Genomic DNA, 17,349 nt, shown 5'->3' on the forward strand with positions numbered 1-17,349 from the left:
CGCATTTCGATGCCGGGTAAGGTCGGCCGGGTGTTCGACGCGTTCTTCCGGCGCGCGACGGGTGGCCCGCCGGACCCGGTGCTGGCCGGCCTCGCCCGCGACGGGATGCCCGGCACGGTCCCGGCCGTCCCTGACCCGTCGCACCTGGTGCTCGTGTGGCTTTGGCGGCGTCTGTACGAGCTGGCGCCGCGCCGGCTGCTGCTCGCGCTGCCGCACGGGGCCCCGCTGGAACCGGTCGCCGGGGACGTCGCGCGGTGGCTCGAGGCGCTCGACCTGACCGGCGAGGTCAGCGTGCACGTGGTGATGGGCGGCGCCGGCGAGGCCGACCGGCGGTGGCGCCTGCACCCGCACCGGCCCGCGGTGGTGATCGGGTCCGCCGACGCGCTCGCCAGCAAGGCCCTCAACCGTGGCTACGGGCTGTTCCCGGGGACGTGGCCGATCGACTTCGCCCTCGTCACCAACGGCGCGCACTGGATCGTCGCCGAGCCGCACCGGTCCCCCACCGCGACCGCCACCCTGCGGCGGCTGCTGTCGTTCGCCGCGCCGGACGGGCCGTGGCCGACCGCCGAGCCGCTGTCGCTCACCTGCGTGTCGCCGGCTCCGGCCGCCGCGTCGCCTCCGCTCGGGCAGGAGGATCTCCTCGCCCTGTTCGACACGACGGCCGCCGTCGACGTGACGCCGTACCTCTCCGAGACCGGCGACTTCGACGTGCAGGTCGCGTGGGCGCGGTGGACGCCGGCCGACGGCTCGGGACGGCCCGTGCCGGAGGTCCGGCCGCCGGAGCAGCGGTGGCGGACCCCGGTGCCGTCCCGCACCGTCCGGGCCTTCGCCGGCCGGGTCGCCGTCTGGTGGTTCGACCACGCCGGCGGCGGCTGGGCCCGGGTGACGGCGGACTCGCCGCTGCGGCCCGGGGAGACCGTCCTCGTGGCCGCGCACGACGGCGGCCTCGACGCGTCCCCCGGCGGGCCGGTGGACCCGGCGCCCGACGTGGACCCGGTCCCGCGGCCGGTCGGTCCGGGCACCGGGTGGCTGTCGCTCGACCAGCACAGCGCCGACGTCCGCGACCAGGTCCGGGCGCTGCTGAGCACCATCGGCCCCGACCTGCCGCCGGGCGCGGCGCACGCCGCCGTCACCGCCGGATTCGCGCACGACCTCGGCAAGGCGCACCCGACGTGGCAGGACGCGCTGTGCCGCCTGGCCGGCGACCCCGAGCCGGCGTGGATCACCGCGGGCCGGCCGTGGGCGAAGTCGGGGATCGACGCGCCGCTGCGGTTCCGCGACGACGTCGCCTACCGGCACGAGTTCGGGTCGCTGCTGCTGCTCGACGGGCCGATGCGCGGGCTGCTCGACGGCGTCGACGACCCCGACCTCGTCCGCTACCTGGTCCTGGCCCACCACGGCAACCTCCGCCTGCGCGTGCCGCTGCCCGGAGACGTCGGCGCCGGCCTGGCCGTCGCCGTGCCGGCGTTGCTCGGGCAGCCCGCCGGCGTCCTGACGGGCGACCCGACGGTCGGGTGGCCGGCGACGGCTGCCGGGCTGCGCGACCGGCACGGGCCGTTCGTCCTCGCATACCTGGAGATGCTGGTCAGGGTCGCGGACTGGCGGGCGAGCGCGGGGCTGCCGGACGCGTCGTGACCGGGCTTGACCGCGGGTGTCAGGCTCGGGGTCATGCCTTCGAAGCCGGCGCCCCCGGTCGGGGCGGCGCCGGCGCGCCGCCGCTGGTGGCAGTGGCGCACCGTCCGTGGACTGGCGATGCTCGCCGCCGCCGGCCTGCACAGCGTGCTGCTGCTCATCGTCGGCAGCGTGCTCTGGGTCCGTTCGTCCGCCGACGGCCACCTGTACACCGAGCAGACGGTGCCGGTCGCGCCGGTCGCGCTGGTGTTCGGCGCGCAGGTGTACGCCGACGGGACCCCCTCGCCGTTCCTGGAGGCGCGGCTGGAGCTCGCCCGCCGCCTGCTCGAGACCGGGAAGGTCAAGGTGCTGCTCGTCTCCGGCGACAACATGCACCACGACTACGACGAGCCCACCGCGATGCGCGCCTGGCTGATGGAGCACGGCGTGCCCGACCGGAAGATCGTCCGGGACTACGCCGGCTTCGACACCTACGACACGTGCGCCCGCGCGAAGCGCGTCTTCGGCGTCACCCAGGTGACCGTGGTGACGCAGTCGTTCCACCTGCCCCGCGCGGTCATGCTGTGCCGCCGGCTCGGCCTGGACGCCGCCGGGGTCGGCGACGACAGCGTCAGCAAGTACACGTCCGTGTGGCGGGCCAACGCGCGCCGCGAGTACCCGGCCTGCGTCAAGGTCGTCTACGACGTGGCGTCCGGCCGCGACCCCGTCTACCTCGGGCAGCACGAGACCGGCGTGGAGGACGCGCTACGCTCCGGCTGATTTCCGCGGACCGCTCAACCTCCGCCGCGCCCGCCCCCGTCGGACGGGGTGAAGGCGACAGGGAGGAGCCCGGATGCGCGGCGACAGCGAGGCCGACTACACGACGTACGTGTCGGCGCGGCTGACAGCGCTCCATCGCGCCGCATATCTGCTGTGCGGCGGGGACCAGGACCGTGCCGACGACGTCGTGCAGGTCACCATCACGAAGCTGTACCGGCACTGGCGGCGGGCCAGCGGCGCCGAGAACCTCGACGCGTACGTGCACCGGATGCTGGTGCGCACCTACATCGACGAGAAGCGGCGGCTGTGGTCACGGGTGCGGCTGCTGCCGCACGCCGACGACGAGCGGCCCGGCGCCGACCGGCCGTACGACGCCGCCGACGACCGGGGCGTGCTCATCGCCGCGCTGCGCGGGCTGCCGCCGCGGCAGCGCGCCGTGATCGTGCTCCGGTTCCTCCTCGACCGGCCGGTCGAGGAGGTCGCCGAGACGCTCGGCTGCTCCGCCGGCACCGTCAAGAGCCAGTCCTCCAGGGGCCTCGCCGAACTGCGGGCCGCGCTGACGCCCGCGCCCGCTCCGGCCAAGACGATCGGAACACTGCGTTGAACACAGATGAGGAGCTCCGTGACCTGCTGCTGGCGGTCGAGGTGCCACCGACGACCGCCGACATCGGGCTGGCCATCGCCACCGGCCGCCGCCAGGCCGCCCGGCGCGGCGCGATCCTGGCCGGTGCGGCGGCCGCGCTGGTCGTCGCCGGCGGCACCGCCTACGCGCTCGGCGCCACGGCACCGGACGGGCACCGCGGCGCGCCCGCCGCGCAGGGGCCGCAGGACCCGCCGATCGCGGCGTGCGCGGTCGACACGATCCAGGTCCCGGGCGCCCCCGGGACCCCGGTGGTCGACCCCTCGGGGCGTTACGTCGTCGGTTCCGTCGGAGGGATCGCGTCCCGGATCACCGACGGGCAGGCCGTGGCCTACCCCGGCGCGACCGGCGAGGTGGTGGCGGTCAACGTCGACGGGGTGATCGCCGGCTACGACGACGCTGTCGGCTCGACCCACCAGCTGGCGTGGACCTACCGCGACGGCGCGAAGACGATGCTGCCGAAGCTCCCCGGGTACCCGTTCACGACGCCGACCGCCCTCAACGCCCGCGGCGACGTCGTCGGGTACGCCTCGGGCGAGGCCGGCGACGACAACGTCCCGGTCCTGTGGCCGGCGGACCGCCCCGGCACCGTCGTCGCGCTGCCGATGCCGCCCGGGTTCGGCACACCGGGCACCGGCGGCTCCCACGCCAGCGGCGTGTCCGACGACGGCATCATCGTCGGTGTGGTCCGCGGGGCGGCGGTCCGCTGGGTGCACGAGGGCAGCCCGGCGCTGCTGCCGCTGCCGGCCGGCTACGAGGGCGCCGAGGCCGTGGCGGTGCGCGGCACCATCGCGTACGGCTGGGCGGCGGTCACCGGCGGCAACCGGGTCGTGCCGGTCCGCTGGTTCCTCTCCTCCGCTGCGGGCGACTCCGCGTTCGTGATGGAGGGCGCCCCGTCCGACATCGCCGACGGCACCCCGACCGGCTGGTCGATCACCATCGGCGGCGACCTGCGCGAGCCGGTCCGGCTCTCCCCCGGCGGCACCGTCCAGCGGCTACCGCTGCCGCCGGGCGTGCGGCCGCTGCCCGCCGGACCCGGTGCCGGCGCGCGCTCGATCAGCGACGACGGCCGCACCGTCACCGGCTCGACCGGGGACCGCCGGTTGCTGATCTGGCACTGCGACACCCCGTCCTGAGCTCTGAGGCTCCGTTCATTGGAGCTCCGCTGCCGGGCCGCCTTCTCGGGCGGCCCGGCTTCAGGGGCGCTTCATTACGCCCTTCGTTCAGGGGCGCTTCGTCACGCCCTTGGTTCAAGGGCGCTTCGTCAGGTCCTTGCCCTCGATGCCGAGCAGGGGCGCGGTCGTCGGGCAGTCCGTCGACGGGCACTCGCGCGGGTGGGCGAGGAACGCCGCGTGGTCGATCGGGACCACCGTGACGGCGAGGGGCTGGAACGGCCCGCGCGACCAGTAGCGCTCGGTGCTGGCCGCCCGCCGCAGCGCGCGGTCCAGGGTCGGGCTGAACTGCGTGAAGTCGTGGCAGACGAGGACCGGACCGTAGCCCGGCCAGTCGATGCGCACCGCGAACCCGTCGCCCGGCGCCGGGCGCCGCAGCACCGCGCGGACGAGATCGGTGAGGTCTTTGCGAGGCATCGGCGAACCACCCTTCCAAGGACCAACGACCGACCAACGTAGACGTTATTCGTACACGTGTACGAACGCCAGCGTTGCGGGTGGTCTTTGTCAGGACGGTTCGGTGACCTTCTCCACCAACGGCGCGGGGGTGGCCTCGAAGTGGTTGCTGAGCCGGCGGTACGGGCGGCTGCGCAACGCGACGACGCTGGCGGCCAGGCCGACGAACCCCGTCAGGACGAACACGAGCGCCAGGCCGCGGTCGGCGCCGGTGCCGAACCAGTCGCCGATCAGGCGGGCGCCGGCGCCGTCGGTCATCAGCGGGATGAACACGAACTGGGCGACCGGCGCGATCAGGAACGCGGTCAGCGGCGACGCGGCCTGTTCGACACTCTGGGCGAAGCCGAACACGCGCCCCTGCCGCTCGTACGGGACCACCTTCTGCAGGATCGTCTGCTCGGCGGCCTCCGCGTAGGGGACGAGCAGCATGTACACGAGCATCCCCGCGCCGAGCAGGACGATCGACGACCGGGCCGGGAACAGCACGGTGACGGTCCACAGCACGACGTTGACCAACAGGAGCAGGCGGACCGGGCGGCTGCCGAGGCCGGTCCGGGCGACGCACAGGCCGCCGACGATGAGCCCGGCGCTCAGCGCGCCCCACAGCAGGCCCCACGTCCGCACATCGACGAGCGACAGCCCGTACGCGTCCATGAGCGCCATGTAGACGCCGCCGAGGAAGTTGTTGAACGTCGAGAACAGGATGAGCGCGGTCAGGCCGGGCACCTCACCCACGACGCGCATGGTGCCCTTGAGGTCGACGCTGCGCCGCGGTGCTTCGCCGTCCTCGGCGGTCGCCACGGCCGCCGGGACCACGCGCAGGAGCGACATGTGCACGACCGCCGCGGCCAGGACGGCGAGGGCCATGACGAGGACCCAGAACATGCCGCCGATCGCCACCAGGAAGCCGCTGATCACCGACGTCACCAGGAACGACACCCCCGACGTCGTGCCGACGAGCCCGTTGGCCCGGTCGCGGTCGCCCTCCTCGATGAGCGCCGTCACCATCGTCGGCAACGCGATCGTGCGGATGTTGCCGGCGATGACGCCGAACATGAGCAGCACGATCATCACCCACAGCGGCACGCTCGCCGGGTCCTTGAACTCCTCCCGCGGCACCGTCTGGTAGACGCCGAACGCGGCCGCGTACAGCAGGAACGACGCGACCGCGGACACCTGCATCATCGTCGTCTTGCTGTGATGGTCGACGAGACTGCCGAACCAGATCCCGGTCACGGCCGTCATGACCAGGAAGATGCCGGACACGAGCCCGGTCGCGAACACCGACCGCGTCTCCAGGTACACGTAGAAGGTGATCGCGAACCACACCGTGAAGTTGACCACCGACACGAGCAGCGTGTTGACGAGCAGCTGGTAGAAGGTCCTGCGATCTCCCCGAATGGCGGCCATGCAGAAGATCGTAGGACCTCACCGGGACTTCAGGTCCAGTTCGGATCGCCTACGATGCGCCGATGCAGATCACCATGTGGGTGCCCTACGACGAGCGGCGCCTGCGCCGCACGATCGCGGTCGTGATGCGCCCGCAGGTCCGCCGGATGCGCATCATGGGCGGCATCCTCCTCGCGCTCGGCGTGCTGTTGATCGCGACCGGCGGCCCGCTCGAGCTGATCGTCATGACGCTCGTCCTGGGCGTCCTGATCGCCACCGTGATCGGGCCGCTCACCGCGAGCCGGGCCGTGCGCATGCAGTCACACGTCATCAAGGACGGCTTCCAGATGACGCTCACCGCCCGCTGACCTCCCTCGCTGTCGGCCCGCCCCAGCTACATCCCCCACTTGCGCAGCAGCGCCCGCATCCGCCGGTCGATCCCGGGGTCCGGTTCGACGCGCGCCGCGGCGGCGACGGCCTGCGCCGCGGCCGGGGTCCCGGCGGGCCAGGCGTCCAGCGCCCGCACGGCCATGTTGCGGTTGCGGACCGTCGCGTTGGCCAGGGCCGCCGCGATCAGGGGCCAGCCCTTGCCGGGGTACGCGTCGAGGCGGCTGACGACGATGTCGAGGACGTGCTCGGGCCGGTCGCTGCCGAGCCCGAGGTCGAGGGTGGGCCCGGTGGCGAGGTCCGCCAGCGGGAGGAGTTCGGCCGCCAGGTCGAGCACGCCGTCGATGTCGCTCGTACCGTCGATGTCGCTCGTACTGTCGACGAGGGAGAACCACAGGTAGGTGTCGAACGGCGCGCGGCGCAGGTGCTCCCGGAGCAGGCCGTCCATCGGCACGCGCAGCTCCTCGGCCACCCAGATCGCCCGCCGGAACTCCTCGGGGTCGGGCCTGTGCAGCGCCCGGTCGAGCAGTTCCCGCCAGGCGGGCCGGGCGGTCAGGGCGTCGCAGGCGTCGCGGAGCCGGGCCCGCTCGGCGGCCGACCACGCCACCGCGTCCGGGCTCGGACCTGAACCCGACGGCCGCACCGTCTGCCCGGCGATGAAGTTGCGCAGCGCGCCGACGACCCCGACCCGGCTCAGCTCCGGCGGGTGGTTGCCGGCGTGGGTGAGGTACCGGTCGATGACCCGCGGCCCGTCCGGGTAGTGGGTGATGTCGGCCGCCGGCCCGCCCTGCAGCAGCGCGAGCAGGATCCCGCCGGCGCCGGACAGCAGCGGCTCGTCGATCGCGTCGGGTGCCAGCGCGTCCAGCAGGCCACCGGTGGTGGCGGCGAGGTGGGCGAGGTACTCATCCATGATCGTGTTGCGGTACCCGTCGCGGAGCAGCCACGCCCGGATCTCCGGGTCGCCGGTGCCGCGCAGCTGCTCCACGGCGTGGATGCGTCCCCAGCCGTCGACCCGGCGGGCCAGTTCGTACACGGCGCGGTCCGGGTCGGGCTGCGAGCCGCGCAGCGCGGCCACGGCGTAGCGGGTGAGGGTGTCGAGGGCGCCGAGCAGGAGCAGCAGGTCGCGGTCGCGCCGGTCGCCGCTGACGCCGAGCAGCATCACGCCGGTGGCGACCTCGTCCCGGCCGGTCCCGTGCCGCGCCAGATGCAGCGCCAGCTCGCGCAGGCGCCCGGTGGGCAGGTCCCGGCCCCGCAGCTGCCGGAGGAGGTCGTCGGAGCTCGCGGCCGTCGCCGCGGCGCGCAACCGCCGGACAGCGCCGGCTTCCGGCGGCAGGCGCACGACCGCCTCGATGAGGTCGGCCAGGCCGGGGCTCGCGGTGGGCGCGGCGGCCCGGGTCATGTGCTGGGAGCGGATGCCCTCGAGGACCGTGTCGGAGATCAGCGGTGCGGCGGCCGGCCGCGCCTGCCGGTCCGGGAGCGGGTCGCCGCCGTCCGGCCAAGGGCCGGGGCCGTGCGCGGCGCGCAGCGCCAGCGCGTGCGCGAGGACGGTCGGGCGGTCGTCGGGCGGTGGCAGGTGCCACCCGTGCGGGCTCATCGAGCCGGGCGGAGGCCGCCCTTCCGGTTGATCATCATGCGGTCATGATGCCGGATCGTCGATGGGCCCGCAAGCGAGATCAGCAGGGGCGGCCGTAGTCGTACGGGAGAGCCTGCAGCCGCTCGACGGGGATGTCGCCGAGGATCAGGTACTTCTCGGCACCGTCCGGGACGATGTCGTCGGGGTCCATGAGGGCGAAGTACGGGTCGACGCCGCCGTTGGCCGCCATGTACGGTCGCGGGTCCTCGGCGTACGTGACGAGCGCGCCCGCCTTGTCGGTCATGATCAGGCCGTACTCCTGCATGGCGCGGGCGATCGTGCGGGCGGCGGGGCTGCGCACCACGCTGATGTCGAACGCCGGGTCGAGGCGGAACCGCTGGCCCTCGCACGGGATGTCGGCGCCCTCGGTGTTGCCGTCGTTGCGGGTCGCCGGCCACGAGTTGCAGTCCTTGCGGGTGCGGACGGTGGCGATGTTGACGGCGTGGTCGATCCTGCCGCGGCGCAGCTCGTCGATGCGGATCGTGAACGCGCCCATCGGCAGGCCGGTCGCGGTCGCGCCGAGCGGGTTGGTGAAGATGCCGGGGTTGCGGGAGTAGTGCTCGATCTTCCCGCCCCAGCACGCCGACCAGTGCCCGGCGGCGTCCCGCTCGGCGCGCCAGAAGTCCCAGTACGTGTCCGTCGACGGCTGGTAGATCGTCACGGCGGCGTCGGTGCCCTTCGACACGATCAGATCCGCGGGGGTCGGCACCGCCGCGAGGCTGTCGGCGATGACCGGCGCGAGGTGCGGCAGGTTCAGGCAGTCGGAGAACGTCCACCGCTGCGTCGGAGTGTCCCTGCCGACCGTGAAGATCGGCGTGGAGTACTCGTCGGTGTTCACCGCCCACGAGCCGTAGTTGTTCACCTTGTCGAGGCGGATGTTCTCCACGACCGCGGCGGAGTTGGCGGCGAGCGGCACGTGCCGGGGCAGTTTCGTGTTCCACGGACCCTGTCTGGAGAACCCGTTCACCGTCTTGGTGTCCTGCCCGCCGGCGTGCTTGGTGTGCTGCCCGCCGGCGTGTGCTGGTGCTGCTGACACTGCTTGCGCCACGAGCACCGTCGCCAGCGCCGCCAGGATGCGTGTGAGCATGCCGCGCAGCGTAGGGCCGCGATGACCGGCCGTGGTGGTTCCGTTCATGCGGTGCGGCCCGGACCTGGGCCGGCCGGTGAAACTTCCACTCACAGCCGGGTCCGCAGCCACCTGAACGCGGCCCGTCCGAGGCGGAGCTTCTCCTCCGTGATGCGCTCGAGGCCGGGCAGCGGCTGCGTCAGGCCGCCGGCCAGCAGGAATCCGGCGTGTGCGGCGAGGATCGCCGTGGTGGTGGTTTCCGGCGTACCGGCGGGGAGGAACGGCTCAGGGTCGATGCCGTCGGCGGCCGCGCTCGACAGGAACGTCACCAGGTCGATGACGGGCGAGCCCCGGCGGGCGTGCGGCCAGTCGACGAACACCAGCCGGTCGCCGGTCAGCAGGATGTTGTGCGGGTACAGGTCGCCGTGCACGAGCGACTCGCCGCGCGCCGCTTCGAGGCCCCTGCGCTCCAGCCCGGCGAGGCGCTGCACGTTGGCGGCGGCCCATTCGTCGTACCGGCGCAATCCCGACAATCGGGAGGGGTCGGACGCGAGGTCGGACCATCCGCCGAGCCGCGGATGACTGGTGGGGAGCGGGACCGGCGACGGGGTGGCGGCCCGGGCCAGGTCACCGATCGCGCCGACGACCCGGCGGATGTCCCGCGGCGTCCACGGGCGGCCCGGCGACCGGCCGTCGACGTCGTCGAAGGCGAGCACGCACCAATGGCCGTCGTCGCGCACGCCACGCAGCCGCGGCGCGGGCACCGCCGGCGGCAGGGCTTCGCCGATCCTCGCCTCGGTCCGGTACGCGTCGACCTCGTGCGGCCAGGCGTCGGCGTCGATCCCCTTCACGAACCGGCGCCGCCCGTCCGCGCGGGTCAACCGCACCGCGAACCCGGGCGAGAACCCGTCCGGGCACGCGTCGACCCGGCCCGCACCTCCCACCAGCGCTTCGACCGCCTTCCGCGCGACCTCCGGCAGATCTGTCCACTGTGGACGCATTCGGTCCTCCCTTGCAACTGTGTGCGGATCGCACGTAATATCTGTGCGATGCGCACAGATATGGTTCAGGGTGGCGGGCCGGCGCTGTTCCGGCTGGTCCGGTTCTGGTCGCGGCGGTGGGCGGCCGGCATCACCCACGACGAGGGCGGCGACGTCGCGCACATCCTGGTGCTGGAGGCGATCTCCGCCGCGGGCCGGCCCGCACAGATCGGCGCGGTGGCGGTCGAGCTCGGCCTGGACCGCTCCAACGCGAGCCGCATGCTGGCCGCGACCGTCGCCGCGGGCCTGGTCACGAAGACCGTGTCGCCGCAGGACGCCCGGCGGACGTGCCTCGACCTGACCCCCGCCGGCGAGGACCTTCTCGCGGGGGCTCGGGCGTGGCAGGAGCAGACGTTCGCGCGGCTGGTCGCCGACTGGCCCACGGCGGACGCTCGCCGGTTCGCAGCCTATCTGGTCCGCCTGGCTTCGTCTTCTTCGTCTTCTTCGTCTTCGCTGTCTTCCTCGCCCACGTCTTCCCCGCCCGCGTCTTCCCCGGACCGTCCTTCAGGAGCGTCATGACCATCGTGCTGAACCACACCATCGTCCCGGTCGCCGACCGCCACCGTGCCGCGCAGCTGCTCGCCGGCCTTCTCGGCGTCGAGGCGGCCCCTCCTGCCGGCCCTTTCGCCCCTGTACGCGTGAACGCCGACCTCACCCTCGACTTCGACGACCGGTCCGGCGCCCGCCCGGGCCACTACGCGTTCCTCGTCGACGACGCCGTCTTCGATGCCGCGCTCGCGTACGCCGAACGAACCGGCCTCCAGTGGAGCTCCGCCCCACACGTCATCGACCACCAGATCAACCACCTGTCCGGCGGCCGCGGCGTCTACGTCCTCGACCCCGACGGCATCGCCTACGAACTCTTCACCGCCGTGCCCTGACCCCCTTGCGACGGCCGCACTCCGTGCACCGCTCGACGGCCTGCCCGGGGCACGGCAGTTGCGACCACGACCGGCGCCTACGGCCACCCGACGACTACGCCCTGCGCCCCGCACCGGCCACTATCCGACGACCCGGCAGTAGCGACCACCCCCACGACCGGCGCCTACGGCTATCCGACGACTACGCCCTGCGCCCCGCACCGACCGCTATCCGGCGACCCGGCAGTTGCAACTACCCCCACGACCGGCGCCTGCGGCTATCCAACGACTGGCGGCTACCCGACTACCGGCGCAGACGGCCTGCGGAAGTACGCGTTCGACGCCGGCAACGCCAGCAACACCCCCGCAGCGACCACCCCAGCCACCGAGGCACCCGCGAGGACGACCGTCAGCGGCCCGTACCAGCCAGGCATCGCCACCTCCGTCGCCGCCGCGATCTCATCCGACCCCGCTCCACTGCCGACCATCCGCGCCGGCGCCGCCACCCCTCCCCCGAGCAGCCCAGGACTCAGGCAGCACACCCCGATCGCGCAGACCACCCACGCGCCGACCCGCACCCAGTTCCGCGGCCGCCCGAGCAACAACGCCGTCACCGCACAAACCCCCGCGACCACCACCGCACCGATCACCCCCGCGATCGCCGCCCCGGTCGCCTCGTCCCCGCCACGCATCCCGCCGTACGCCGAGATGTACGCCCGCCGCAGGTCCTCCAGCAACACCACCCCCAGCAACGCACCAACCACCGTCAGCACCGCAACTCCGAGCAGCAACCACCTCGCCGCATCCACCGTCCCGGGCCTGCGCACCGCTGAAACTCCCACCGTCATACAACCCCTCCGCTCAACGCCCCAGAGCATCCCCCGCCCCGAGCTCCTCCCGCCGCATCAGGTCGCAATACCGACATCCCAACGCACACCCAGCGCCGTGCACGCGTCGAACACCGGTGACCGCGCCGGCAACGGGCCGTGTCCACTGGCCGGCGGCGCTCACTGCGCGACGGTGACGAGACCCGTCTCGTACGCGACGATGACCAGCTGCGCCCGGTCCCGCACCTCAAGCTTGGCCAGTAACCGGCTCACGTGCGTCTTGACAGTGGCGAGGCTCAGGTTCAGCTGCCCGGCAATCTCCACATTGGACGAACCCCGCGCGACCAGCGTCAGCACCTCCCGCTCCCGACCGGTGATCCCGTCCAACCGCCGGTGCACCGCCGGCACGGCGACCGGCCGCTGCGCGAACTCCCCGATCAGCCGCCGCGTCACCGACGGCGCGAGCAGCCCGTCCCCCGCCGCCACGACCCGGATCGCGTTCAGCAGCTCCCCCGGCGGCGTGTCCTTGAGCAGGAACCCGCTCGCTCCCGCCCGCAGCGCCCCGTACACGTACTCGTCGAGGTCGAACGTCGTGAGGATCACCACCCGCGTCGCAGCGGTCACCGGGTCGGCACAGATCCGCCGGGTCGCCTCGATCCCGTCCATCAACGGCATCCGCACATCCATCAGCACCACATCCGGCCGATGCTGCCCGGCCAGCGCCACCGCCTCCACCCCGTTGCCCGCCTCGCCGACCGTCGTGCAGTCCTCGCTCAGGTCGACCAGGACCCGGAAGCTCCCCCGCAGCAACGCCTGGTCATCCGCGATCAACACCCTGATCACGCCACCACCTCCACCGACAAGCCCATGCACCTGACCGGTCCCCACGCTCTCATGCACGCCCATACCCACGCCGAACACGCCACCGCTCCAGCCCACCAAGCCCCACCGCCGACAACCCCAGCCACGCCTTCACCGCAACCCACCCAGACCCCACCGCCGACAACTCCAACCGTGCCACCCCAACGCCCCACACCCAGCCGTCGACGAACCCACCCGCGCCATCCGAACCCGCCCAAGCTCCACCCTCGACAGCACCACCGCCGACGGCCTTATCGCCACCAGTCCCAGCCGTGCCATTACCCCAAACCCGCCCAGGTCCCACCGCCCACAACCCCAGCCGCGCCTTACCCCAACCCGAACAGGACCCGCCGCCGGCAACCCCGGCCGCGACAACCTCGACGCGGCCGAACTCCACCGCCGTCAGGACACGACGGAGGCACGCCGTCTCGCTGGGCCGCGCGGGTTCCGTCGCCGGAGGTGCGGGTCGCGCCGGCGCGGAAGCCCGTGCGGGGCGTTGCGTGGTGGTCATGTCGGCACCCCCACCGGCGTGTACGGCAACCTCGCCGTGACGACGAACCCGCCGCTCTCCCTCGGTGCGGCGGTGAAGTCGCCGCCGTGGGCGGCGACCCGCTCGCGCATGCCGATCAGTCCATGGCCGGTGCTGTGCGTGCGGATCGGGCGGCGGCCGTCGTCCGCGACCTCGACGCGGACATCCGCAGGGGCGATCGTGACCGTCACCCGGCAGCGGGCCGGCGCCGCGTGCTTCACCGTGTTCGTCAGGGACTCCTGGACAATCCGGTACACCGCGAGCCCCACCGACTCGGGCACTGCCTCCTGCGGCACCGTCCCGGTGACCTCCAGGCACGCCTCCACGTCGCCGAACGAGGCCTGCTTGGCCAGCGCGGGCAGCTCTGCCAGACCGGGCGCCGGCGCATACGGCGCGTCGTCGCGCAGCATGCCCAGGGCCCGGCGCATCTCCAGCAGCGCGCCCCGGCCGGTCGCCTCGATGACCCGCAGCGCGTCGCGGGCCTCCTGCGGGCTCGCCTCGGCGACGTGGTTGCCGACGGCGGCCTTGACCACGATCAGGCTCATCGTGTGGGCGACGATGTCATGCAGCTCGCGGGCGATCCGCAGCCGCTCCTCCGCGACCGCCTGCCGGGTCACCTGCTCGCTCTGCCGTGCCGCGTGCGCCCGCCGCTCCCGCAACGTCCAGCCGATGAGCCAGCCGGGCATGGTCATCACCGCCCCGTACACGACGGCGAAGCTGCTCGACCAGAGGGTGCCGCCGGTCGTGGCGAGCGCCGCGACGACCGCCGCGAGGCAGCCGGCCGCCACCGGCAGCGACCATCGTGGCGGGGTCGTGACGGCGAGGGTATAGAAGGCCAGCGCGAGCGAGAGGGACGGCGCGGCGGCCGCAAAGTTGGGGATGATGCCGGTCGCGAGCGCGGCGGTGGTGGCGAGGCTGACCGTGACGGCGACCGCGACCGGGAAGCGGCGGCGCACGGCGAGCGGCAGGCCGATGACGAGGCCGGTCAGCACCGACACCCATACCGGCTCGACCACGCCTGTGCGCTCGGGTGACTCGAGCGCCGCGTAGGCACACAGCGAAGCACCCAGCACCACGGCGAGGACCGCGTCGACCACGTAGAGGTCGACGGGCCGCAGGCGGCGGGTCAGCAGGAGTTCGCGCACGAGGTCGACGGTAGCCGCAGGTGAGGCGGGGACGCGTCATTCTCAGGTCTGCCCCGCGAGGTCATACTTAAGAACTACGCATCGGGCTCAGGTCCCGGTGCCTCCGACTCAAGTACGACGCAATCGAACGACCTGAGTCGGACGCGGCGAGACCCGCCCGCGGGCAGGCTCGTGGGCATGACACCGACGGTGCTTCTCGACGACGTGCGAGCCGTGTACGGCTCCGGCACACGGCAGGTGACGGCCCTCGCGGGCGTGACAGTGGGGTTCGACCGGGGGACGTTCACGGCCGTGATGGGGCCGTCCGGGTCGGGCAAGTCGACGCTGCTGCACTGCGCCGCGGGCCTGGACCGTCCTGCGTCAGGCTCGGTCACCGTCGACGGCACCCGCCTCGACGACCTGGACGAGGACGCGCTGACGCGCCTGCGCCGCGATCGGATCGGGTTCGTGTTCCAGGCGTTCAACCTGGTGTCGACGCTGACCGCCGCGCAGAATGTGGCGCTGCCGCAGCGTCTCGCGGGCCGCCGGCCGGCAGGGGACGACGTCGCGGCCGCGCTCACCGCCGTCGGGCTGGCCGACCGCGCCGGGCACCGGCCGAACGAGCTGTCCGGCGGTGAGCAGCAGCGGGTCGCGCTCGCCCGGGCGCTGATCAGCCGGCCCGCAGTCGTGTTCGCCGACGAGCCGACCGGCGCCCTCGACAGCAGCGCGTCCCGGCAGGTCCTCGCGCTGCTGCGGGCCCTCGTCGACGAGCACGGGCAGACGGTCGTGATGGTGACGCACGACCCGGTCGCCGCGGCGTGGGCGGACCGGGTGGTCATCCTCGCCGACGGGCGGATCGTGGACGAGCTGGTCGGCAGCGGCGGGCGGGGCGAGATCACCGCCGAGACGGTCGCCGCACGCACCGCCGCCGTCGAAGCGGGTGCCGCGGGGTCGGCATGCTGACCCGGCGGCGAGCATCGCATTCAGTCAGCGGTGACGGGTGGCGCACGGCGGTGGCGCGGACCGTCCGGCGGTTCGCGGGCGCGTTCGTCGCCGTCGCAGTCGGCATCGCGCTGGTCACGGCGGCGACGTTGCTGTTCGCGTCGGGACGGCCGCAGGTCCCCGACCGTCTCGCGGCAGCCGGCGTGGTCGTCCGCAGCGTGGACGCCGTCGCGCCCGCCGACTCGTTCCCGCCGCCGGTGCCGTTGTCCTCCGACGCGGCCACGGCGCTCGCCGGGCGCCTCGCCGCTGTCCCTGGTGTCGCGGCCGCCGTCCCCGACCGCACGTTCTACGTGCAGGCGATCGTCGACGGCCGGCCGTTTGCGGCCGACGGGCGGCGGCAGGATGCCCGCGAAGGGCACGGCTGGGCGAGCGCCCAGCTCGGCGGGCTGCGTCTGACGGCGGGCACCGCCCCGCGCGGTCCCGGCGAGGTGGTCGTAGACCGGGCGCTGGGGCTGTCGCCGGGCGACCGGGTCACGCTGCTGACCGCAGCCGGGCCCACGTCGTACACGGTGAGCGGCACCGTCGACTCGCCCGGCTTCCACGTCACCGACGAGGTCGCCGCGGCCCTCGCGCCGGGCGTCGACACGATCGGCCTGATGCTGCGCCCCGGCGCCGACCCCACGGCCGTCGCCGCGGCGGCCCGCGAGGTCACCGGTCCCGGCGCCCGGGTCCTGACCGGCGACGAGCGGGGCGTGCTGGAGCCGCGCGACGACGCGCGCATGCGGTGGATCGGGATGCAGGTGCTGACCGCGGTGGCGGCGCTGTCCGGGTTCGTGACGGTGTTCGTGGTCGCGTCGACGTTCGCGTTCGCGGTGGCGCAGCGGCGGCGGGAGTTCGGGCTGCTGCGCGCCGTCGGCGCCACGCCACGCCAGATCCGGCGGACGGTGCAGGGCGAAGCGCTCGCCGTCGGCGCCGCCGGCTCTGTCGTCGGCATGCTCGTCGGTACCGCCGCCGCAACCCCACTGGGATGGGCGCTCGTCGATGCGGGGTTCGAGCCGGCGACGTTCCGGGTGCGGTTGGTGGCGTGGCCGTTCGTCGTGGCGCTCACGGCCGGTCCGGTCGTCGCGCTGGCCGGGGCGTGGTCAGCGGCGCGACGGGCGGCCCGGGTGCGTCCGCTCGAGGCGTTGCGGGAGGCGGTGGTCGAGCAGCGGCCGATGGGGTGGGCGCGCTGGGTCACCGGCCTGCTGCTGGTCGCCGCCGGTGCCGCGCTCGGCGTGGGGACGGCGACGTCGGGCAGCGCGCAGCATTCGGCGACGTTCGCGCTGTACAGCATGATGGCCCTCGTCAGCGGTGTCACCGTCCTGGCGCCGGCGGTCGTCGGTCCTGTGGTGCGGCTGCTGCGTTCGCCGCTGCCGTCGCGGGGCGGCGCGATCGGCATGCTGGTCCGTGGCAGTGCGCTGACCGCGGCCCGGCGCACGGCGTCGACGGCGGCGCCGGTGTTGCTGACGGTTTCGTTCGCGGTGCTGGTGTCGGGCATGGTCCGCACGTCGACCGGGGCGTACGCGGCGGGGCGATCCGCGCGGGTCGACGCCGGCTGGGTTGTCGCGCCGGACCGGGCGCCCGGTCTGTCCGACGCGGCCGTCGCGGCGGTGCCCGGTGCGGCGATCCTGCCGACGACGGTGTTCGTCCCGCCGGCCGAGGGCGGTGACGGGCGGGCGCCGCGGACCGCGTTCGGAGTGGAGCCTGCGGCGTTCGCCGCGGTGAACCGGCGTCTCGAGGTGGTGAGCGGCTCGCTCGCGGATCTGCGCGGGGACGACACGGTGGTCCTGACGGCATCTGTTGCCGCGGCGGCCTCGGCGACCGGATCCGGCACCACCGTTGGAACGGGCACGGCCGGTGCATCCGACGCTGCGGTGCCGTCCGGTGGCGCGGTGCCATCCGGTGGCGCGGTGCCATCCGGTGGCGCGGTGCCATCCGGTGGCGCGGTGCCATCCGGTGGCGCGGTGCCATCCGGTGGCGCGGTGCCATCCGG

17 protein-coding genes are annotated in these 17,349 nt (G+C 73.8%); 9 read left to right on the plus strand and 8 right to left on the minus strand.

All coding sequences use genetic code 11. The features are described from left to right. Positions 1-30 precede the first annotated feature (30 nt). The 4 genes from AB0I21_RS14115 (at position 31) to AB0I21_RS14130 (ending at position 4,167) form a co-directional block, all read left to right on the plus strand. On the plus strand, positions 31-1,635 hold the full coding sequence (locus tag AB0I21_RS14115; protein ID WP_360561143.1) for an HD domain-containing protein: 1,605 nt from the start codon (positions 31-33) through the stop codon (positions 1,633-1,635). Between the two features lie 33 nt (positions 1,636-1,668). Continuing rightward, a complete protein-coding gene (locus AB0I21_RS14120) occupies positions 1,669-2,391 on the plus strand; it encodes an ElyC/SanA/YdcF family protein (RefSeq protein WP_360561144.1) in 723 nt (240 codons plus the stop codon). 73 nt (positions 2,392-2,464) lie between these two features. Continuing rightward, positions 2,465-2,995: a SigE family RNA polymerase sigma factor gene (locus AB0I21_RS14125; protein WP_360561146.1), complete on the plus strand. Its 531-nt coding sequence runs from the start codon at positions 2,465-2,467 to the stop codon at positions 2,993-2,995. Next, entirely contained in the window at positions 2,992-4,167 is a 1,176-nt protein-coding gene (locus tag AB0I21_RS14130; protein WP_360561148.1) for a hypothetical protein, read from the plus strand. The genes AB0I21_RS14125 and AB0I21_RS14130 overlap by 4 nt, the downstream gene beginning before the upstream one ends. Before the next feature lie 114 nt (positions 4,168-4,281). Here AB0I21_RS14130 and AB0I21_RS14135 read toward each other — a convergent pair whose 3' ends face one another. Then, positions 4,282-4,620, minus strand: coding sequence for a hypothetical protein (locus AB0I21_RS14135; protein WP_360561150.1), 339 nt, complete (start codon positions 4,618-4,620; stop codon positions 4,282-4,284). A gap of 90 nt (positions 4,621-4,710) precedes the next feature. Next, positions 4,711-6,069 carry an MFS transporter gene (locus AB0I21_RS14140; RefSeq protein WP_360561152.1) on the minus strand — a complete coding sequence of 453 codons (1,359 nt, stop codon included), beginning with the start codon at positions 6,067-6,069 and terminating at the stop codon, positions 4,711-4,713. A gap of 62 nt (positions 6,070-6,131) precedes the next feature. On the opposite strand from AB0I21_RS14140, the gene AB0I21_RS14145 reads away from it, so the two are divergent. After that, positions 6,132-6,416, plus strand: a complete 285-nt coding sequence (locus AB0I21_RS14145; protein ID WP_360561153.1) for a hypothetical protein — start codon at positions 6,132-6,134, stop codon at positions 6,414-6,416. A gap of 26 nt (positions 6,417-6,442) precedes the next feature. Here AB0I21_RS14145 and AB0I21_RS14150 read toward each other — a convergent pair whose 3' ends face one another. The 3 genes from AB0I21_RS14150 to AB0I21_RS14160 all read right to left on the minus strand — a co-directional run bounded on the left by AB0I21_RS14150 (position 6,443) and on the right by AB0I21_RS14160 (position 10,135). Then, positions 6,443-8,029, minus strand: a complete 1,587-nt coding sequence (locus AB0I21_RS14150; protein WP_360561154.1) for a hypothetical protein — start codon at positions 8,027-8,029, stop codon at positions 6,443-6,445. 79 nt (positions 8,030-8,108) lie between these two features. Continuing rightward, complete coding sequence (locus AB0I21_RS14155; protein WP_360561156.1) at positions 8,109-9,155, minus strand: hypothetical protein; 1,047 nt, start codon at positions 9,153-9,155, stop codon at positions 8,109-8,111. A gap of 89 nt (positions 9,156-9,244) precedes the next feature. Beyond that, complete coding sequence (locus AB0I21_RS14160) at positions 9,245-10,135, minus strand: aminoglycoside phosphotransferase family protein (protein WP_360561158.1); 891 nt, start codon at positions 10,133-10,135, stop codon at positions 9,245-9,247. A 48-nt stretch (positions 10,136-10,183) separates the two neighbouring features. Here AB0I21_RS14160 and AB0I21_RS14165 point away from each other — a divergent pair, with 48 nt between their 5' ends. Together AB0I21_RS14165 and AB0I21_RS14170 are read left to right on the plus strand one after the other, a co-directional pair. Continuing rightward, the gene (locus tag AB0I21_RS14165; protein WP_360561159.1) at positions 10,184-10,693 is read left to right on the plus strand and encodes a MarR family winged helix-turn-helix transcriptional regulator; all 510 of its coding nucleotides are present in this window, start codon (positions 10,184-10,186) and stop codon (positions 10,691-10,693) included. Further along, positions 10,690-11,055, plus strand: a complete 366-nt coding sequence (locus AB0I21_RS14170) for a VOC family protein (RefSeq protein WP_360561161.1) — start codon at positions 10,690-10,692, stop codon at positions 11,053-11,055. Before AB0I21_RS14165 ends, AB0I21_RS14170 begins: the two co-directional genes overlap by 4 nt. 275 nt (positions 11,056-11,330) lie before the next feature. Here AB0I21_RS14170 and AB0I21_RS14175 read toward each other — a convergent pair whose 3' ends face one another. The 3 genes from AB0I21_RS14175 to AB0I21_RS14185 form a co-directional block, all read right to left on the minus strand. Continuing rightward, positions 11,331-11,807 carry a hypothetical protein gene (locus AB0I21_RS14175; RefSeq protein WP_360561163.1) on the minus strand — a complete coding sequence of 159 codons (477 nt, stop codon included), beginning with the start codon at positions 11,805-11,807 and terminating at the stop codon, positions 11,331-11,333. A 234-nt stretch (positions 11,808-12,041) separates the two neighbouring features. Next, on the minus strand, positions 12,042-12,704 hold the full coding sequence (locus AB0I21_RS14180; RefSeq protein ID WP_360561164.1) for a response regulator transcription factor: 663 nt from the start codon (positions 12,702-12,704) through the stop codon (positions 12,042-12,044). A gap of 525 nt (positions 12,705-13,229) precedes the next feature. Continuing rightward, positions 13,230-14,396 (minus strand): sensor histidine kinase, encoded by a 1,167-nt coding sequence (locus tag AB0I21_RS14185; protein ID WP_360561165.1) that lies wholly within the window; start codon positions 14,394-14,396, stop codon positions 13,230-13,232. A gap of 177 nt (positions 14,397-14,573) precedes the next feature. Here AB0I21_RS14185 and AB0I21_RS14190 point away from each other — a divergent pair, with 177 nt between their 5' ends. Both AB0I21_RS14190 and AB0I21_RS14195 read left to right on the plus strand, forming a co-directional pair. After that, positions 14,574-15,338 (plus strand): ABC transporter ATP-binding protein, encoded by a 765-nt coding sequence (locus tag AB0I21_RS14190; protein WP_360561166.1) that lies wholly within the window; start codon positions 14,574-14,576, stop codon positions 15,336-15,338. Between the two features lie 50 nt (positions 15,339-15,388). Next, positions 15,389-17,349 (plus strand): ABC transporter permease (locus tag AB0I21_RS14195; RefSeq protein WP_360561167.1); only part of this gene is annotated, 1,961 nt, incomplete at its 3' end.

Source organism: Dactylosporangium sp. NPDC050588 (assembly GCF_040654975.1).
In the GTDB taxonomy this organism is placed as follows: domain Bacteria; phylum Actinomycetota; class Actinomycetes; order Mycobacteriales; family Micromonosporaceae; genus Dactylosporangium; species Dactylosporangium maewongense.